The organism is Streptomyces sp. NPDC056503 (assembly GCF_042794995.1).
Taxonomy (GTDB): Bacteria; Actinomycetota; Actinomycetes; order Streptomycetales; family Streptomycetaceae; genus Streptomyces.
Window position 1 is genome coordinate 48,960 of the sequence record NZ_JBHTST010000023.1, and the last position, 17,248, is coordinate 66,207.

At 72.3% G+C, this 17,248-nt stretch carries 18 protein-coding genes; 13 read left to right on the forward strand and 5 right to left on the reverse strand.

What is annotated here, in order from left to right; genetic code table 11:
- Window positions 1-128: 128 nt before the first annotated feature.
- The 8 genes from ACFQ8C_RS09930 (at window position 129) to ACFQ8C_RS09965 (ending at window position 6,077) form a co-directional block, all read left to right on the forward strand.
- Window positions 129-587 carry a TadE/TadG family type IV pilus assembly protein gene (locus ACFQ8C_RS09930; protein ID WP_383454206.1) on the forward strand — a complete coding sequence of 153 codons (459 nt, stop codon included), beginning with the start codon at window positions 129-131 and terminating at the stop codon, window positions 585-587.
- Window positions 584-1,939 (forward strand): CpaF family protein, encoded by a 1,356-nt coding sequence (locus ACFQ8C_RS09935; RefSeq protein WP_383454209.1) that lies wholly within the window; start codon window positions 584-586, stop codon window positions 1,937-1,939. Before ACFQ8C_RS09930 ends, ACFQ8C_RS09935 begins: the two co-directional genes overlap by 4 nt.
- 9 nt (window positions 1,940-1,948) lie before the next feature.
- Window positions 1,949-2,890 (forward strand): type II secretion system F family protein, encoded by a 942-nt coding sequence (locus tag ACFQ8C_RS09940; protein WP_383454211.1) that lies wholly within the window; start codon window positions 1,949-1,951, stop codon window positions 2,888-2,890.
- Window positions 2,891-2,908: 18 nt separating this feature from the next.
- Window positions 2,909-3,796, forward strand: a complete 888-nt coding sequence (locus ACFQ8C_RS09945; protein WP_383454285.1) for a DUF5936 domain-containing protein — start codon at window positions 2,909-2,911, stop codon at window positions 3,794-3,796.
- Window positions 3,797-3,985: 189 nt separating this feature from the next.
- Window positions 3,986-4,183: a Flp family type IVb pilin gene (locus tag ACFQ8C_RS09950; RefSeq protein ID WP_383454214.1), complete on the forward strand. Its 198-nt coding sequence runs from the start codon at window positions 3,986-3,988 to the stop codon at window positions 4,181-4,183.
- Window positions 4,184-4,185: 2 nt separating this feature from the next.
- Complete coding sequence (locus tag ACFQ8C_RS09955) at window positions 4,186-4,848, forward strand: pilus assembly protein TadG-related protein (RefSeq protein ID WP_383454216.1); 663 nt, start codon at window positions 4,186-4,188, stop codon at window positions 4,846-4,848.
- Window positions 4,849-4,862: 14 nt separating this feature from the next.
- Window positions 4,863-5,432 carry a hypothetical protein gene (locus ACFQ8C_RS09960; RefSeq protein WP_383454219.1) on the forward strand — a complete coding sequence of 190 codons (570 nt, stop codon included), beginning with the start codon at window positions 4,863-4,865 and terminating at the stop codon, window positions 5,430-5,432.
- 9 nt (window positions 5,433-5,441) lie between these two features.
- Entirely contained in the window at window positions 5,442-6,077 is a 636-nt protein-coding gene (locus tag ACFQ8C_RS09965; RefSeq protein ID WP_383454221.1) for an OmpA family protein, read from the forward strand.
- An 85-nt stretch (window positions 6,078-6,162) separates the two neighbouring features.
- Here the strand turns inward: ACFQ8C_RS09965 and ACFQ8C_RS09970 are convergent, their stop codons facing one another.
- The 3 genes from ACFQ8C_RS09970 to ACFQ8C_RS09980 all read right to left on the reverse strand — a co-directional run bounded on the left by ACFQ8C_RS09970 (window position 6,163) and on the right by ACFQ8C_RS09980 (window position 10,120).
- On the reverse strand, window positions 6,163-8,568 hold the full coding sequence (locus ACFQ8C_RS09970; protein WP_383454224.1) for a tetratricopeptide repeat protein: 2,406 nt from the start codon (window positions 8,566-8,568) through the stop codon (window positions 6,163-6,165).
- Window positions 8,569-8,572: 4 nt separating this feature from the next.
- The gene (locus ACFQ8C_RS09975; RefSeq protein ID WP_383454226.1) at window positions 8,573-9,058 is read right to left on the reverse strand and encodes a hypothetical protein; all 486 of its coding nucleotides are present in this window, start codon (window positions 9,056-9,058) and stop codon (window positions 8,573-8,575) included.
- A 156-nt stretch (window positions 9,059-9,214) separates the two neighbouring features.
- Complete coding sequence (locus ACFQ8C_RS09980) at window positions 9,215-10,120, reverse strand: hypothetical protein (RefSeq protein ID WP_383454228.1); 906 nt, start codon at window positions 10,118-10,120, stop codon at window positions 9,215-9,217.
- Window positions 10,121-10,274: 154 nt separating this feature from the next.
- On the opposite strand from ACFQ8C_RS09980, the gene ACFQ8C_RS09985 reads away from it, so the two are divergent.
- Complete coding sequence (locus tag ACFQ8C_RS09985; protein ID WP_383454231.1) at window positions 10,275-10,670, forward strand: hypothetical protein; 396 nt, start codon at window positions 10,275-10,277, stop codon at window positions 10,668-10,670.
- 146 nt (window positions 10,671-10,816) lie between these two features.
- Window positions 10,817-12,010: a mannosyltransferase family protein gene (locus tag ACFQ8C_RS09990; RefSeq protein ID WP_383454233.1), complete on the forward strand. Its 1,194-nt coding sequence runs from the start codon at window positions 10,817-10,819 to the stop codon at window positions 12,008-12,010.
- On the opposite strand, the gene ACFQ8C_RS09995 is transcribed toward ACFQ8C_RS09990, so the two are convergent.
- The gene (locus ACFQ8C_RS09995) at window positions 11,982-12,353 is read right to left on the reverse strand and encodes a DUF192 domain-containing protein (protein WP_383454236.1); all 372 of its coding nucleotides are present in this window, start codon (window positions 12,351-12,353) and stop codon (window positions 11,982-11,984) included. The two genes, ACFQ8C_RS09990 and ACFQ8C_RS09995, sit on opposite strands and share 29 nt — an antisense overlap.
- A gap of 29 nt (window positions 12,354-12,382) precedes the next feature.
- On the opposite strand from ACFQ8C_RS09995, the gene ACFQ8C_RS10000 reads away from it, so the two are divergent.
- Window positions 12,383-13,120, forward strand: coding sequence for a prepilin peptidase (locus ACFQ8C_RS10000; protein ID WP_383454239.1), 738 nt, complete (start codon window positions 12,383-12,385; stop codon window positions 13,118-13,120).
- A 406-nt stretch (window positions 13,121-13,526) separates the two neighbouring features.
- Here the strand turns inward: ACFQ8C_RS10000 and mgrA are convergent, their stop codons facing one another.
- Window positions 13,527-14,564: an L-glyceraldehyde 3-phosphate reductase gene (mgrA, locus tag ACFQ8C_RS10005; RefSeq protein ID WP_383454241.1), complete on the reverse strand. Its 1,038-nt coding sequence runs from the start codon at window positions 14,562-14,564 to the stop codon at window positions 13,527-13,529.
- Between the two features lie 129 nt (window positions 14,565-14,693).
- On the opposite strand from mgrA, the gene ACFQ8C_RS10010 reads away from it, so the two are divergent.
- Together ACFQ8C_RS10010 and ACFQ8C_RS10015 are read left to right on the forward strand one after the other, a co-directional pair.
- A complete protein-coding gene (locus ACFQ8C_RS10010; protein WP_383454243.1) occupies window positions 14,694-15,455 on the forward strand; it encodes an isoprenyl transferase in 762 nt (253 codons plus the stop codon).
- A 298-nt stretch (window positions 15,456-15,753) separates the two neighbouring features.
- Window positions 15,754-17,079, forward strand: a complete 1,326-nt coding sequence (locus ACFQ8C_RS10015) for a PhoH family protein (RefSeq protein ID WP_383454246.1) — start codon at window positions 15,754-15,756, stop codon at window positions 17,077-17,079.
- Window positions 17,080-17,248: the final 169 nt, after the last annotated feature.

The window sequence follows — 17,248 nt, forward strand, 5'->3', positions numbered from 1 at the left end:
TGTTTACACGCGCCCGGGCGACCCCCGGCGGCGCGGGCGCGGCCGGGGGGGGCGGTGCCGACGGTGGGGGCGCGGGCGCGGCGCCGCGGGGGGGCGCCCCCGCGCGGGGCGGTGCGCGAGGCACGGGCGTGCGCGCCGAAGGGCCTCGGGGCGGTGCCCGGCGGGGCGGTACGAGGAGACGGGACGACGGCCTTCGGAGCCGTACCGCCCCTCCCTCCACGGTCCGCGACCGCGGTCAGGCGGCCATCGAGTACCTCGGCTTCCTCCCCATCCTCCTCCTCGTCGGACTCGCGGGGCTCCAGCTCGGGCTCGCCGCGTACGCCGCGCAGCAGGCGGGGACGGCGGCGCGGGCGGCGGCACGGGCGGCGTCCAGCGACGCCGAGGACGCGCCGGACGCGGCGGCGGCGGCGCGGTCGGCGGTCAGCGGCTGGCTCACCGTCGGCGGCGGCGACCCCGTCGAGGGCGACGGGCAGGTCACCGTCACCGTCACCGTCGAGGTCCCCCGGGTCGTCCCCTTCTGGAACTTCGACCCCGTCACCAGGACCGCCACCATGCCCTACACCCCGCAGGAGGACGAGGTCCCATGAGCCTGCGCGCCCGCATCCACCACGCCGGCGACGACCCGCGCGCCCTCGGTCCCGGCGGAGGCCGCGAGGACGGCCACCTGGTCGCGTCCTTCCGCGCCAAACTCCTCGAGGAGATCGACCTCACCGAGATGTCCGCGCTCGCGGCCGGCGAGCGCCGGGCCCGGCTCGAACGTGTCCTCGGCCACATCATCAGCCGCGAGGGCCCGGTCCTCTCCACCGCCGAACGCGGCCGGCTGATCCGCCGCGTCGTCGACGAGGCCCTCGGCCTCGGCGTCCTCGAACCGCTCCTCGAAGACGCCTCCATCACCGAGATCATGGTCAACGGACCCGACCAGATCTACATCGAGCGGGCCGGCCGCGTCGAACTCCTCCCGCTCCGCTTCGCCTCCCACGACCAGCTGATGCAGACCATCGAGCGGATCGTCTCCACCGTCAACCGCCGCGTGGACGAGTCGAACCCGATGGTCGACGCCCGCCTCCCCTCCGGCGAACGCGTCAACGTCATCATCCCGCCGCTCTCCCTCACCGGCGCCACCCTCACCATCCGCCGCTTCCCCCGCGCCTACACACTCCACGAGATGATCGGCCTCGGCTCGCTCGACGAGCAGATGCTGATGCTCCTCTCCGGCCTGGTCCAGGCGAAGTTCAACATCATCGTCTCCGGCGCCACCGGCACCGGGAAGACCACCCTCCTCAACGCCCTCTCCGGCCTCGTCCCCGACGGGGAACGGATCATCACCATCGAGGACTCCGCCGAACTCCAGCTCCAGCAGTCCCACGTCATCCGCCTCGAAGCCCGCCCGCCGAACATCGAGGGCCGCGGCCAGGTCACCATCCGCGACCTCGTCCGCAACTCCCTCCGGATGCGCCCCGACCGGATCATCGTCGGCGAGGTCCGCGGCGGCGAGACCCTCGACATGCTCCAGGCCATGTCGACCGGCCACGACGGCTCCCTCGCCACCGTCCACGCCAACTCGGCCGAGGACGCCCTGATGCGGCTCCAGACCCTCGCCTCCATGTCCGAGGTCAAGGTCCCCTTCGAGGCCCTGCGCGACCAGATCAACAGCGCCGTCGACGTCCTCGTCCAGCTCACCCGCCATCCCGACGGCACCCGCCGCGTCACCGAGATCGCGATCCTCGCCTCCCACGGCCGCGAGCGCTTCCTCCTCGCCACCGTCTGCCACTTCCGCGCCGAGCCCCTCTCCGCCGACGGACGCGTCCACGGCCACTACGTCCACCACCCGCTCCCGCGCCGCGTCGCCGAACGCCTCTACATGGCGGGCCAGCCCGTACCACCGGCCTTCGGCGTCGCCGCCACCGACACCGAACTCGCCACCCGAGAAGCGACGTAGGAGCGCCCCATGACCGATCCCTTCTGGCTGACGACCGGCGTGGCGCTGCTCGCCTGCGTCCTCGGTGTCACCGGCGTCCAGGTGTACGCGAACGGCGCCCGCCGCCACGCCGCGCTCGTCGCCCGCCTCGACGACACCGCCGCGCCCGAGACGACGGGCCGCCGCAGGCGCCGCTTCCCGTCCCTGGACCGGCGGGTCAGGGCCACCGCCCTCGGACGCAACCTGGAGCGCCGGATCGCGGCGACCGGACTCGACGTGACGCCGGGCGAGTTCACGGTCGCCCTGGCGGCCTCGGTGGCCGTCCTCTGGACCGTCGGCCAGTCGGCCCTCTCCCCGTTCTTCGGCCCGATCTGCGGTCTGCTCGGCGTGTGGGTGGCCCTCGGCTACCTCAACTGGCAGCGCCAGAAGCGGATCGAGCGCTTCATCAACCAGCTCCCGGAACTCTCCCGCATCCTGGCCAACGCCACCCAGGCGGGCCTCGCCCTCCGCATGGCGATAAGCCTGGCGGCCGACGAGATGGAGGCCCCGGCGGGCGACGAACTGGAGAAGGTGGCGCAGCAGCTGGCGGTGGGAACCCCGCTGGACGACGCGCTGGCCGAACTGGCGGAACGCCTCCCCTCCCGGGAACTGGTGGTCCTGGTCACGACCCTGGTCCTCGCGAACAGGGCCGGCGGCACGGTCGTCTCCTCCCTCCGCAACCTCACCGAGACGCTGGAGCAGCGCAAGGAGACCCGGCGCGAGGTCCGCACCCAGCTCTCCCAGGTGAGCATGACGGCCTACGCGGTCCCCGTCATCGGCTTCGGCTCGCTGCTCCTCATCGACAACATGCAGCCCGGCGCCCTCGACCGCATGACCGGCTCGCCGCTGGGCCAGGGCGCGGTGATCGTGGCGTGCGCGCTGTACGTGCTGGGCTTCGCCGTCATCCGCCGCTTCTCGAAGATCGACGTATAGGGGCCGGTGCCACCGATGCTGGAACTCGCCATCGCCCTCCTCGCGGGCCTCTCCGTCGCCGGCTTCGCGTACGGGCTCCGCCTGTACCGCGCCGACGCCCGCCTCCCCGACGACCTCCGCCTCGCCCTGGAGGTCGGCGCGACCCGCACCGGCGCCGTCGACTCCGCCGTGGACCGCCTCGGCATGCGCTGGTCCCCGACCGTCCTGCGCTGGATGGGCCCGAAACGGGTCGGAGCGGTCCGCCGCCGGATCGACCTGGCGGGCAACCCCGGGGGCCTCACGATCGACCGCTACGGGGCGCGGCGGGCGGTGTACGGCTTCCTGGGCGGCCTCGGCGGCCTCCTGATGCTGACGAAGGGCTCGTACGTCACGGCCGCGCTCCTCTTCGCCTTCGGCGCGTTCTGGACGGAGGTCGGCATCTGGTCCGCGGTCCGCATCCGCAAGGACCAGATCGAACGCACCCTCCCCGACTTCCTCGACGTCCTGGCCGTCGTCGTCTCCGCGGGCCTCGGCTTCCGCCAGGCCCTGGAGCGGGTCGCGGAGAAGTACGACGGCCCCTGGTCCGACGAACTCCGCATCACCCTCCGCCAGATGGACATGGGCGTCACCCGCCGCCAGGCCTTCGACGAACTCCGCCGCCGCAACGACTCCGAACAGGTGGCCCAGTTCGTGACGGCCCTGCAGCAGGGCGAGGAGCTGGGCGCCCCCATCGTCGACACCCTCATCCAGATCGCGGAGGACATGCGCCGCACGGACGCCCAGAACGCCCGCCGCAAGGCGGCGAAGGCCGTCCCGAAGGCGACCATGGTCATCACCACGCTGATGGTCCCGGCCACGATGATCCTGCTCGGCGCGGGCCTGTTCCTGGGAACGGGCACGGACCTGGGCTCGATCGCGGGGGAGTGAGGACGGTGCGACGCCGCATGAAAGTTCCCCCAACTCCCCACGGAACCCCCGCCCCAGGCCATACCCTTCCGGAGTGCATGGTCCCGCCCGCAACCGGAGCTGACGAACGACCTCGGCTCCCCTGTCCACCACAGGTCCCCTGGGCGTACCGTGCGACTGCGCGAGCGTCAGACCTCGGAGGGGAGCACGATGTACGACGCCATGCTGAAGGCCCTGACCAGAGCCCGACTCCACCTGACGACCCGGGGCGACCGGGGACAGACGGCGGTGGAGTACCTGGGGATCATCGTGGTGGTGGTGGCGATTGTTATCGCGATCACCGGAACGGACATCGGCACCACGATTTTGACAGCCATCAAGAACAAGATCGCGGATCTGACCGGCTAGCTATGCGGTGCGGGGGACGAGAGGTCGGTCAGGCGTTTCCCGCCTACATCGCTGTGATTGCCGGACTCCTCTTTCTCGCCTTGGTGTACTTCGCGGTGGGGCAGGCTGCGGTGGTACGCAACGGAGCCCAGACCGCTGCTGATGCGGCAGCGCTTGCAGCGGCGCAGGACGCCCGGGATCAGCTGCGGGAAGGGTGGCTGGAGGTGATTGGCGATCCCTCTAAGTGGCAGCCATTCGTCGATGGCGTGGTGGTCATTGACGTCCCTCTGGCCTGTCAAAATGCATCCCGCCTTGCGGTCAGTAACGATGCGGTGGTCGATGACTGCCAGTCTGTGGATTTCGGTTTCAGGGTGACCGTGCACACCAACGACACGGTAGGCGAGTCGATCGTTCCAGACGTGGCATCTCGTGAGGCGAGGGCCACTGCCGCAGCGGTGCTCGAGCCGCGCTGCTCGTTTGATCCGCCGGAACCGCCGCAGGAGTCGGAACCGCCGCAAGATTCGGAGCCGCCCTCTACACCGCCGGAAGAGTCGGAGGAGCAGGAAGCTGAACCAATCGTGGGCCTGGTGTGTGATGGCGATCCTTTCGAGATCGACCCGGATGACCCCGTCCTCCCCGGTGCTGGTGACATTTTCCGCGTTCGACTGACCGGCAACGACGAGTAAAGGAAATGCCCTTCATGAGCATCTCGTATGTGAGAGGGGGGTTCATCGCCCTCGCGGTGGCTGCCTCTTTGACCGCTGCAGGTTGTGCTGCCGACGACGATCCCAAGGCATCGCACAAGCCGACTCCGGTGACGCAGTCCTCTCAGGCTGCCTCCAATCAGACGGAGCCGAGTCCTGAGGAACCGACGGAGCCCCTGCTTGTCGCTAAGGGGCAGGAGGGTTTCGAACTGGCCATCACATCGGCGGAGCGTGACGCGGGTGGTTTCCTGACAGTCAAGGGAAGCCTGAAGAACACGTCGGACAAGGGACGGGCGGTCCCCGACGCGGTCCGGGGCAACGAAACAGAGGTGTTGAAGCACGGTACTTCGCTCGGTGGGGCCACCCTTGTAGACGGGCTGGCAAAGAAGCGCTATTACGTCCTACGAGACACGGACGGCCGCCCGTTGGCGACCACCGGTTTGAGCATCCTGTCAGCAGGCAAGTCCATTGATGTCTTCATGCAGTTCCCCGCACCCCCCGCCGCCACCACCGAGGTCTCGTTCCAACTGCCCACCTTCGAACCTGCCACGCTCAAGCTCTCCTGAGGCGACGCCATGACGACGACGACAGGACGACGACGCAGACTGGCCGCGATGGTGATCGTGGTCTCGGTGGTGTGGTCGGCCACATCCGTGACGGCGGCCTACGCCGACGATCCCCCGGGCAGCACCACGTCCTCCCCGCCTCCCGCCATCGACTCCAACTCTCCCGGCCTGATGCTCCCCGACGGCGCCACCCTCGCGCCCGCGAAGGTGCTGGACATCAAGCAGATCGTCGAGGAGGAGGGCGGCGAGCAGCGGCGTGAGGACACGAACGTCGACGTGACGTTCGCGCTCCAGGCGGAGGTGCTGTTCCCGAAGAACAGCGCGAAGCTCAGCCCCGCCGCCACCGCGCGGATCCGCGCCATCGCGGGGGAGGTGCGGACGCAGGGGTCCGGGAAGGTGCGGGTGTTCGGGTTCACCGACAACCTGGGGACGTACGAGCACGGGCTGAAGCTCTCCAAGGAGCGGGCCGTCGCCGTGCAGCAGGTGCTGGCACGGGAGCTGGACCCGGGGACCTCGTACGAGATCCGCGGCTACAGCGAGGACTACCCGATCGCCGACAACCGCACCGAGGAGGGCCGGAAGAAGAACCGTCGCGTCGAGGTCTCCTTCCCGCGCACCGTGTCCTCCCGGGCCGCCACACCCTGAGCGCTCGGACCGCCCTCGGCATCCGGACGCGCACCCGCCCCGCCGGCAGGGCGACGCGTCCGGACCGGGCGGGCCGGGCCGGGGCCTACGCCTCGACCCTGCCGGCACGTCTTCTGCCGAACGGCCACCAGCGCCGTCTCCTGGCGGAGGCTTCGCCTGTGTTCAGGCATTCGGCGAGGTTCTGAGCGGTCAGTTGCTCGCCGTGGCTGTCGCCCGTCTCCCGGAAGATGACGAGGGCCTGGTCGAGGGCGGCCACGGCCTCGTCGTAGCGGCGTAGCGCACGGAGGGCGAGGCCCAGGTTGTTGAGTGCGGTTCCCTCGCTGTGCCGGTCGTCGAGCTCGCGGTAGGTGGCGGCGGCTCGGGCGTGGGCGCCGATCGCTTCGTCGTGACGGTCCAGTTCCTGGAGCGTGATGCCGAAGTTGTTGAGTGCCTGGGCCTCGCCGTGCCGGTCGGCGAGCTCTCGGAAGATGTCGATGGCCCGGGTGTGGGCGTCGATGGCCTCGTCGTGGCGGAGGGCCGCCTGCAGCGCGAGGCTGAGGTTGTTGAGTGCCTGCGCCTCGCCGTGCCGGTCGTTGAGCTCGACGCAGAGGGCGAGATCTTCGGAGTGCGTGCGGACGGCTTCCTCGTAGCGGTGTACCGCGCGGAGCACGAGGCCCAGGTTGTTGAGGGCCTGGGCCTTTCCGTGCCGGTCGCCGACTTCCTCGAAGATGTCGATGGCTTCGGTGTGGACGGTGATCGCCTGGTCGAAGCGGCGGACCGCCTGGAGTCCGAGGCCGAGGTTGCTGAGTGCCTGGGCCGCGCTGTGCAGGTCGTCGAGTTCGCGGTAGGTCGTGGCGGCCTGGGTGTGGATGGCGATGGCTTCGTCGAACCGGCGGAGTTCCTGGAGCGCGTTGCCCAGGTTGTTGAGTGCCTGGGCCTCGCTGTGCCGGTCGTCGAGTTCGCCGTAGATGGTGACGGCCTGGGAGTTGGCGGCCGCGGCTTCGTCGAAGCGGCGGAGTTCCTGCAGGTCGTTGCCGAGGTTGCTGAGGGCCTGGGCCTCGCCGCGACGGTCCTCGAGTTCCCGCGCCGCGGCGAGGGCGTGTTCGCCGAGGGCCAGGGCGTCGTGGAAGTGGCGCCGCAGGTGGAGGTAGACGCCGAGGGCCGCGGTCAGGTGCAGGGCCACCGGGGGGACGGTCATGGCGGCGAGGGGCACCGTGGCGATCAGGTTGGCGCGCTCCGCGTCCAGCCACTCCAGGGCGTCGGCGCGACCGGCGAAGAGGTCCGGAACCGGTTGGCCCGGCAGGGCGCGCAGGTGGTCGTCCGCCGCGTCGCAGGTGACGTAGTAGTGGACCATGAGCCGCTCCAGCGCCCCCGCGTCGTCCTCGCCCGCCGGCAGCTCGGAGGCGTACAGACGGATCAGGTCGTGCATGCGCCAGCGGCCGGAGCCCACCGGCTGCTCCGTGATCAGGCAGGCGCGGGCCAGGGCGGCCAGTGCCGTGCGGGTCGCCCGGACCGGGGAGGAGTTGAGGACCGCGGCCGTCTCCGTGGACAGGTCGGGTCCCGGGTTCACCGGGAGCAGGCGGAAGAGGCGGGCGTCGGGTTCCGTGAGGCGGCCGTACGACAGGTCGAAGGCGGCCCGGACGGCGAGGGAGCGGCCTGCCGCGTCCTCGTGCCGGAGGGTCTGGAGGCGGGTGCGGGTGTCGGCCAGGTCTTCGGCGAGGGCGGCGATGGGGAGGCCGGGGTCGTCGGTGAGGAGGGCCGCCGCGATCGTGAGGGCCAGGGGGAGGCGGCCGCAGTGGGCGACGAGCTCTGCCAGGGCCGCGGGTTCGGCCTCCGGGCGGGGGTCGTCGGGGCGGGGCTGGGTGAGGGCGGAGGTGACCAGTTCCGCCGCCGCGTCGGGCGTCAGCTCGTCCAGGGGGATCAGGCGGGGCCGGAGGTCGGGTGCGGTGAGGGTGTCGCGGGAGGTGGAGAGGAGGCGGTGGGCGGAGTGCGCCGGCACCAGGGGGAGCAGTTGGGAGGAGGAGGACGCGTCGTCGGCCAGGATCAGCATCGGGCCGTGTTCCGCGGCGCGGCGGGCCAGCAGGGAGCGGTAGAGGCCCGCCTGTTCCTCCGGCGTGGGCGGCAGGTCGTCGTCGCGTACGCCTAACGCCCGCAGCAGCGCCTCCAGGGCCTGTTGCGGGGCGACCGCGCCCGCCGGGTCGTAGCCGCGGAGGTGGACGAAGAGCGTCCCGCCGGGGAAGCGGCCCAGGGACACGGCCTGGTGGGCGGCGTGCACGGCGAGCGCGGTCTTGCCGACGCCGGGGAGGCCCGTCACCACGGTCACGCCCGAGCCGTCCGGCCCGAGGGCCTTCAGGAGCGCGGCGGTCGGTTCCTCGCGGCCGGTGAGCTCCGGCGCCGCCGGGAGCGAGTCCACGGCCTGCGGGGCGGCGGCGGCCGTCTCCGTGATGTGGATGCTGTGGCCGGCCTGGTAGTTGCGGGCGTTGCCGGAGACCTGGGAGTGCTGCTCGCTCAAGTCCTCAGGCCCCTTCGGCGGGGGCGGGCCGGTCGTCGTCGCCGGACTGCTCCACGCGGCCGCGGCCGGTCGCCGTGCCGCGCTGCTCGACCCGTTCGTATCCGGCGTCCGTGCCTCGGCCGGACTGGGTGACGTGCCCCGATTCCGACGCCTCCGCGTGCTGCTCCAGGTGGGCCGCCGCGCCGCCGCCGGACTGGCGGATCTCCGCGTCGTCGCCGGCGGTGGCCGTCTGGACCAGCGTCCGCGCGGGCGGTACGGGGGCGGGCGTGGGGGTCGGCGCGGGCTGTTGCGGCTCACGCGCGGCCCACCAGCCGAGTCCCGTCAGCACCGCCGTGCCCGCGATCGCGCCGAACGCGAGGGCCGTGTCGAGCCGGGCCCCGTCCTCCTGCGGCAGCCAGCCCCAGGGCAGCGCCCGTACGACCCACACGCCCACCCCGAACGTCACCAGCGCCGTGACCCCGGCCACGACCCACCGCACCGCACGAGACATCCGCCGCTCCCCTCGTCGAACTCCCATGGTGCCGAACCGGCGGGTCCCGCGTCACGCCGGATCACGGAAGTCGGGGCACGCGGCCTCCGCGGGCCGGGTGGCCGTGAACACCCCGCGCGCCGCAGCCGACTTGACGTCACGTCGCGTCACGTCACTTCACCTCGTGCCACGTCTGCCCTCCGTCCGGGGTGTGGCGAGGGCGAGGTCCGTGAGGGCGGCCTGGATCGTCGTCGTCATCCGGGCCGGGTGGGTGAAGACCTCCCTGGCCGTGAAGCGCAGGACCCGGCGGAGCTCCGGGCAGGACTGGAGGGCGTTGAAGCGGGCGACGTCCCGCTCGTGGGCGCGGGGGGTGCCGTGGTACGCGTAGCCCTCCACCTCCACCGCCAGGCCCGCCGACCGGAAGAGGAAGTCGGGGCGCAGCACCCGTCCCCCGGACGTACGCAACGGCGGCTGGCACTCGGGGAAGAGGGAGGCGTCGGCCATGCGCAGGCGGGCCACCGTCTCGGCCGGCGAGCCGGCCGCCGGGTTCGCGAGGGGGAGCCAGGCGCGGGCGCGCGGGGCGCCGGGGCGGCGGGCCGACAGCTGCGCGGCCAGGTCCTCGTAGCGGACCGGCGGGTCCCTGCGCACGCCCTCCACCACCCGGTGGGAGAGGGCCGAGTCCGCCGTCACCACCGCCTCCTCCCTGCTTCCGGAGGCCCGTATGAGGTCCGCGACCGTCCGCGCGGCCGTCGTCACGCGCAGGCCGCGGCGCAGGCAGACGTCCTCCGGCGGGAGGGAGGCCCGGGAGCCGGAGGGCGCCCGCGGCCCCGCCAGGACCTCGATGCGGTGCAGGCGCGCCGCCGTGCCGTGGCGGCAGACCCGCTGCGGGCGCAGCAGCTGGAGGGCGGTCTCCCGGACCCGCCAGTCCGTCTCCTTGCCCGGCACCGCCCACGCGCCACGGCAGATCCGCTGCCAGCCGTCCCGCCGCAGGCGCGCGGCGAGCCGGCCCGGCGGCCAGCCCGCCGCGAGCGCCCAGACGGTGAGGAGTACCCCGCCCCTGGCGAGGATCGCCAACTCGTACATACGCCCAACCATCCACGGAAGAGGGACAGTTCGCACCCCCTGTGGAAAACCCCCCGAAAGTTATCCCCAGGAAAGCGCAAAAGTGTCAGGACGAAAAGCCGGGGGAGGAGCATTCTGGACCGAAACACCACAACACTCCGGGGCAGGGCCGCCGATGCCGCACTCCTCCACTCCTCTGACCGCCTGCACGCCCGGCGTGCAGCTCGTCCACGACCTCGTCGTCCACGTGCCCGCCTTCCAGGGCGCCTACGAGATCCACGTCTTCCGGCAGGGCGGAATCCTGCCGCACGTCTTCTTCTGGGACGTCGTCCAGGGGACCGTCCGCTCCTTCCTCGCGTTCGCCGAGGCGGGGGAGTCGGAGCCCGACTGGCGCCGCACCCTCGACTTCCTGGAGGACCGGTGCAGCCGCGGCGACACCGCCGTCGACGAGGTGATCGTGACCTCCTTCCTCGGCGACCTGCCGTCCCCGCACGAGCCGGGCCACGGCATCGTGCGGCAGCTCGGTCCCGTCATGGCGGCGCGGTTCGTGCGCATGAGACCCGGGGGGTGAGGCCCAGGGAGCCGAGACCTCTGAGCCGAGACCTCTGGGCCGAGTCCCCTGGAGTTCGCCGCGCGGGGTGAGGCGTACGGGGTGAGGCGTACGGGACCACGGCCGGCACGGGAGGGGGGGCGGACCGCCTCGGGATAATCGAGCGCATGTCCCCGCCGACCAGCCGACCTCCGCACTCCCCCACCTCGCACCCCCTCGCCCCGCACCCCTTCACCCCGCGCCCTCTCACCCCCCGTCCCCTCTCCGCCCGCCTCCGTTCCCCCCACCTCCTCCTCGCCCTCGGCGGCTACGCCGCCACGCGGGTCCTCGGGCTCGCCGCGCTCGCCGTCGTCGCCGCCGCGACCGGCAAGGACGGCTTCCACCGGCTGAGCGGGCGCTGGGACTCGGTCTGGTACGCGCGGATCGCCGAGCACGGGTACGGGTACCAGGTCACGCTCCCGAACGGGGACGTCCACTCGGACCTGGCGTTCTTCCCGCTCCTCCCCGCCCTCGAACGGAGCCTCTCCGCCGTCCTGCCGCTCGACGCGGCCGGCGCCGGGCTGCTGGTCTCCTGGACCGCCTCGCTCGCCGCCGCCTGGGGGATCTACCGGTGCGGCGAGCAGGTGGTCTCGGCGCGTGCCGGGGTCGTGCTGGCCGTGCTGTGGGGGGCGTACCCGACCGCGTTCGTGCAGTCGATGGCGTACACGGAGACGCTGTTCACCGCGCTCGCCGCCTGGTCGCTGTACGCGGTGCTGCGCGGGCGCTGGATCGCCGCGGGGCTGCTGTGCGCGCTCGCCGGGCTCACCCGGCCCACCGCCGCCGCGCTGATCGCCGCGCTCGGCGTCACCGCGCTGGTGGCCCTGGTCGGGGAGCGGCGGCTGTCGTGGCGGGCGGTCGCCGGGGTGCTGCTCGCGCCGCTCGGCTGGCTCGGGTACGTCGTGTACGTCGGCGTCCGCGAGTCGAGCCCCACCGCCTACTTCGACGTCCAGGCGGCGTGGGGCAACTCCATCGACGGCGGCGTCGCCCTCGCTCGTTTCGTCGCCTCCCTGCCCTGGCCCGCCGCGCTCGGTCTGTGCGCGGCCCTCGCGCTCCTGGCCTGGCTGGTCGTGCTGTGCGTCCGGCAGCGCCAGCCGCTGCCGCTGCTCGTCTACACGGTCGGGGTCGTCGTGGTGTCGCTGGTCGGCGCGGCGTACTTCGGCTCCCGGCCGCGCCTGATGATGCCCGCCTTCGGGCTGCTCCTGCCGCCCGCCGCCGCCCTCGCCCGCCTCCGTACCGGCCCCGCCGCCGGCGTGCTCGCCGTGCTCGCGGCGGCCTCCGCGGTCTACGGCGCCTTCACGCTCCTGGGGTCGGGTCCGCCGTGACCGTCACCCGCGCCCCCGCCCGTACCCCCCACTCCGCCATCGCGCCCGCCTCCGCCTCCAGGACGTGCCGGGCGCGCGGGCGGGGCATGCCGAGCCGGCCCGGGCGCATCGTGACCACGGCGAGCACCCGCAGGCGCCGGTCCAGATAGGCCACGTCGATCGGGAAGCGCATGCCGAAGGTGTGGACGCTGTTCGCCGGGGTCAGCAGCATCGCCCCGGTGATCCCGTCCCGGCCGAGCAGCCCGCGCTGCCGCGCCCGGTACGAGGCTGCGACCTCCACCGGGACCGCCGGCCCCACCGGCACGCCCAGCGTTCCCGCTCCGTCCCGCCGACTCCGCCCCATGGCGCCGACCTTAGCCCTAGGGTCACCCCGTGTACGCCTCGCTGATCGTCCTCGCCGCCCTGTGGGGTGCCGCCGTCGGGCTGCTCGTGCCGCGGGCCGCGTACCGGCTGTCCGTGGAGCCCGAGGAGCCGTGGCGGGAGCTGTGCCCGGCCGGGCACCGGCTCGCGGGGCCGGCGCGCGGCTGGCTCGGCGGGCCGGGGCGGGCCGGTTGCGCGACGACGCCCACGCCGTACGCCGTGCCGCTGCTGACCGCGCTGGTCTGCGCGCTGCTCGCCGCCGCCACCGGCGGGCCCCGGCCGGAGCTGGCGGTGTGGCTGCTGGCCGCGCCCTTCGGGGTGCTGCTGGCCTGTGTCGACGTGCGGGTGCAGCGGCTGCCCGACGGGCTGACCCTGCCGCTCGCGCTCGCCGTGCCGCTGCTGCTCGGGGCCGCCGAGCTCCTTCCGTACGACGCCGGGTCCTGGCCGCTGGCCCTGCTCGGGGCCCTCGCCCTGGGCGGCGGCTATCTCGCCCTGCACCTGATCAGTCCGCAGGGCCTCGGCTTCGGCGACGTGAAGCTGGCGCTGCCGCTGGGCGCCGCGCTCGGCTGGTACGGCTGGGGGGTCCTCTTCACCGGCGCCTTCCTGGGCTTCCTGCTCGGCGCCGGATACGGCTTCGGGCGGGTGCTCCTCGGTCGCGCGGGCCGCTCCTCCGCGATCCCCTTCGGCCCCTTCATGCTCGCCGGCGCCCTGCTGGGCCTCGCGCTCGGCGCCTTCTCGGCGATCCCCTGAGCGCGCCCCGGGCCGTGCCCCGAGCGGTGCCGGAGCACGGTTCGGGGCGGGGTGCGTCAACGTGGTGACGGTGCCGGGAGTTCCCCCGTCGGAGGGACGGAAGTCCGCCGCCACGCCGGGGCACAAAACCGCCACAGGGGCTCGGAGCCCTTGCGGCGACCGGGATCCGGGGAAACACGGGCTCTTCGGTCGGCGCACGTGGCGCGCAGCCCGACTATCGAAGGGTTATGGTGGAACCCCCCCCTCGGGCCGGTCCGTATCCCCCCCACGGACCGGCCCGTTTTTCTTTCCCGGCTCCGACACCGGCTCCGGGCCCCGAGCCCCGGGCCCCGGGTCAGGATTCCGGGCCGGGCCTCAGGACTCCGGCCCAGGACTCCGGCCCAGGACTCCGGGCGCCGGGAGGGTGTCAGCCCCGGCCGGCCCAGATGTTGGTGCCCGCGGTGTCGACGGCGAAGGAGTCGATCTCCTTCAGCTCCTCGTCCGTCAGCGGCGCGGAGGCCAGCGCCGCCACGTTCTCCTCCAGCTGGGCCACGCTCGACGCGCCGATCAGGGCCGAGGTCATCCGCGCGTCCCGCAGGACCCACTTCAGCGCCAGCTGGGCCAGCGACTGACCGCGCCGCCCGGCGATCTCCGCGAGGCCGCGCAGCCGGCGCAGCACCTCGTCGGAGAGCAGGTTCGGGTCGAGGGACTTGCCCTGGGTGGCCCGGGAGCCCTCCGGGACGCCCTTCAGGTACTTGTTGGTGAGCAGGCCCTGGGCCAGCGGCACGAAGGAGATGCAGCCCATGCCGGCCGTCTCCAGGGTGTCCAGGAGGCCGTCGTCCTCGATCCAGCGGTTGATCATCGAGTACGAGGGCTGGTGGATCAGGGCCGGGACGCCCATCTCCCTCAGGAGCCGCGCGGCCTCGGCGGTCTGCTCCGCGTTGTACGAGGAGACGCCGACGTACAGCGCCTTGCCCTGCCGGACCGCGGAGGCGAGCGCCCCCATGGTCTCCTCCAGCGGGGTCTCCGGGTCGAAGCGGTGCGAGTAGAAGATGTCGACGTAGTCGAGGCCCATCCGGTCCAGGGAGGCGTCGAGCGAGGACAGCAGGTACTTGCGGGAGCCCCACTCGCCGTACGGGCCGGGGTGCATCTCGTAGCCGGCCTTGGTCGAGACGATCAGTTCGTCGCGGTAGGGCGCGAAGTCCTGGGCGAAGATCTTGCCGAAGTTCAGCTCGGCGGAGCCGGGCGGCGGACCGTAGTTGTTCGCCAGGTCGAAGTGGGTGACGCCGAGGTCGAAGGCGCGGCGCAGGATCGCCCGCTGCGAGTCGAGCGTGCGGTCGTCGCCGAAGTTGTGCCAGAGGCCCAGGGAGACGGCGGGGAGCTTGAGCCCGCTGCGGCCCGAGCGGCGGTACTCCATGGAGTCGTAGCGCTCCGCGGCGGCGCGGTAGAGGGGGGAATCAGTCACGTATCTCTGCTTATCACGGACTTGTGACACTCCCGTACGGACTTGTGACACGCCCGGGCTGGGACCCTTCATCCGACCGCAGTAGTGTGGCGGCTTGCGAACCGCCCGCCCATGGAGGGGTAAAGAACAGTGAACCTGCGCGACCTGGTGTACGGGCTCTACGCACGCCGGGTGGAAGGCCGTCTCGACCACGATCAGGTGCCCAAGCACATCGGGGTCATCCTCGACGGCAACCGGCGCTGGGCCAAGGCCTCCGGCGGCACTCCGGAGCAGGGACACAAGGCCGGCGCGGACAAGATCCGGGAGCTGCTCGGCTGGTGCGCCGAGACCGACGTCGAGGTCGTCACGCTCTGGATGCTCTCCACGGACAACCTGAACCGCCCCGAGGAGCAGCTGGTGCCGCTGCTCGGGATCATCGAGGACGCGGTGAAGGCGCTGGCCTCGGACGGGCGCTGGCGGGTGCACCACGTGGGCACCATGGACCTGCTGCCGGCCAGGACCCAGACGGTCCTCAAGGAGGCCGAGGAGTCCACCCGCGGCAACGCCGGGATACTCGTCAACGTCGCCGTCGGCTACGGCGGCCGGCAGGAGATCGCGGACGCGGTCCGCTCGCTCCTCATGGACCACGCCGAGCGCGGCACCAGCTTCGAGGAGCTGGCCGAGACCGTCTCCATCGACCTCATCTCGGAGCACCTGTACACGCGCGGCCAGCCCGACCCGGACCTGGTGATCCGCACCAGCGGCGAGCAGCGGCTGTCCGGGTTCATGCTGTGGCAGAGCGCGCACTCCGAGTACTACTTCTGCGAGGTCCACTGGCCGGCCTTCCGCAAGGTCGACTTCCTGCGGGCGCTGCGCGACTACGCCGCCCGGCACCGGCGCTACGGCTCCTGAGGCACCCGCGCACCCCTGCCCCCGGGGGTGTCACCGGACGTTCACGAACACGCCGTCATATGCCCTGGCATGGCCGGGAGTGTTCGAGGGAATAAGCCTGGTGAAGTGAGCGGCACGGAGACCGCCACCCGGGAGGCCCCTTGCACCAGGACGACCGTGCGGGACACGCACGGGAGAAGCGGAGGGCCGGTGTTCGGCCCGCGCTGGGCGGTCCGATCCCGGTCCCATTCCGCCGCGACACCGGTTGTTCCGTCGCAGCCCGGCCTCATTCGGGTCTTCAGAGGGGGTCTGTCCTTCCGTGGTGACCAGCACGAAGCGCCGCCTTTCCGACCGGCGCACCTATGTTCTCGACACCAGCGTCCTGCTCGCCGACCCCAAGGCGATGTCCCGCTTCGAGGAGCACGAGGTCGTGCTCCCCATCGTGGTGGTGACCGAGCTGGAGGCGAAGAGGCACCACCCCGAGCTCGGGTACTTCGCCCGCCAGGCCCTGCGCCTGCTGGACGACTTCCGGGTCCGGTACGGACGCCTGGACGCCCCCCTCCCCGTCGGGGAGCTCGGCGGCACGCTGAGGGTCGAGCTCAACCACTCCGACCCCGGCATCCTTCCGGCCGGCTACCGGCTGGGCGACAACGACTCCCGGATCCTCGCGGTCGCCCGCAACCTCCAGGCGGAGGGGTACGACGTCACCGTCGTCTCCAAGGACCTGCCGCTGCGCATCAAGGCGTCCTCGGTGGGCCTGCTCGCCGAGGAGTACCGCGCGGAACTCGCCATCACGGACGCCAACGGGTGGACCGGGATGTCCGAGCTGAGTCTCTCCGCCGAACAGATCGACCTCCTCTACGACCAGGAGCGGCTGTACGTGCCGGAGGCCTCCGAGCTGCCCGTGCACACCGGCCTGGTGCTCCAGTCGGAGCGGGGCAAGGCGCTCGGCCGCGTCGGCGCGGACGGGAACGTGCGACTGGTCCGCGGCGACCGGGAGGCGTTCGGGATCCGGGGCCGCAGCGCCGAGCAGCGGATCGCGCTCGACCTGCTCCTCGACCCCGAGGTCGGGATCATCTCGATGGGCGGCCGGGCCGGCACCGGCAAGTCCGCGCTCGCGCTCTGCGCGGGCCTGGAGGCGGTCCTGGAGCGCCGGCAGCACCAGAAGGTGATGGTCTTCCGTCCGCTGTACGCGGTCGGCGGCCAGGACCTCGGGTACCTGCCGGGCAGCGAGTCGGAGAAGATGAGCCCCTGGGCGCAGGCGGTCTTCGACACGCTCTCGTCGGTCGCGAGCCGTGAGGTGATCGAGGAGGTGCTCTCCAGGGGAATGCTGGAGGTCCTGCCGCTCACCCACATCCGGGGCCGCTCGCTCCACGACGCCTTCGTCATCGTCGACGAGGCCCAGTCCCTGGAGCGGAACGTCCTGTTGACCGTTCTGTCCCGTATCGGGGCGAATTCGCGGGTGGTGCTCACCCATGACGTCGCCCAGCGGGACAACCTCCGGGTGGGGCGGTACGACGGAGTCGTCGCCGTGGTCGAGAAGCTGAAGGGGCATCCGCTCTTCGCGCACGTCACGCTGAACCGCTCCGAGCGGTCCCAGATCGCGGCCCTGGTGACCGAGATGCTGGAGGACGGCCACCTGTAAGGAGCGGGTGACCGATTCGTACCCATTGACTCCCGTACGGGAGTTGGCGCCGCCCGGCGAAGCGCAGGAGCTTAGCCGGGCGGCGCCCCCCAGTCCGCAACAAACCTGAAAAAAACAGTGCCCCAAAATGTGTGTGGATTAAAACCCAACACCGAATTTGCAAGCGGCG

What these genes read in the sequence shown, in the direction of transcription:
- ACFQ8C_RS09935 (WP_383454209.1), top strand. Translation starts at nt 584, where the DNA reads ATGAGCCTGCGCGCCCGCATCCACCACGCCGGCGACGACCCGCGCGCC.
- ACFQ8C_RS09940 (WP_383454211.1), top strand. Translation starts at nt 1,949, where the DNA reads ATGACCGATCCCTTCTGGCTGACGACCGGCGTGGCGCTGCTCGCCTGC.
- ACFQ8C_RS09950 (WP_383454214.1), top strand. Translation starts at nt 3,986, where the DNA reads ATGTACGACGCCATGCTGAAGGCCCTGACCAGAGCCCGACTCCACCTG.
- ACFQ8C_RS09955 (WP_383454216.1), top strand. Translation starts at nt 4,186, where the DNA reads ATGCGGTGCGGGGGACGAGAGGTCGGTCAGGCGTTTCCCGCCTACATC.
- ACFQ8C_RS09960 (WP_383454219.1), top strand. Translation starts at nt 4,863, where the DNA reads ATGAGCATCTCGTATGTGAGAGGGGGGTTCATCGCCCTCGCGGTGGCT.
- ACFQ8C_RS09965 (WP_383454221.1), top strand. Translation starts at nt 5,442, where the DNA reads ATGACGACGACGACAGGACGACGACGCAGACTGGCCGCGATGGTGATC.
- ACFQ8C_RS09975 (WP_383454226.1), bottom strand. Translation starts at nt 9,058, where the DNA reads ATGTCTCGTGCGGTGCGGTGGGTCGTGGCCGGGGTCACGGCGCTGGTG.
- ACFQ8C_RS09980 (WP_383454228.1), bottom strand. Translation starts at nt 10,120, where the DNA reads ATGTACGAGTTGGCGATCCTCGCCAGGGGCGGGGTACTCCTCACCGTC.
- ACFQ8C_RS09985 (WP_383454231.1), top strand. Translation starts at nt 10,275, where the DNA reads ATGCCGCACTCCTCCACTCCTCTGACCGCCTGCACGCCCGGCGTGCAG.
- ACFQ8C_RS09990 (WP_383454233.1), top strand. Translation starts at nt 10,817, where the DNA reads ATGTCCCCGCCGACCAGCCGACCTCCGCACTCCCCCACCTCGCACCCC.
- ACFQ8C_RS09995 (WP_383454236.1), bottom strand. Translation starts at nt 12,353, where the DNA reads ATGGGGCGGAGTCGGCGGGACGGAGCGGGAACGCTGGGCGTGCCGGTG.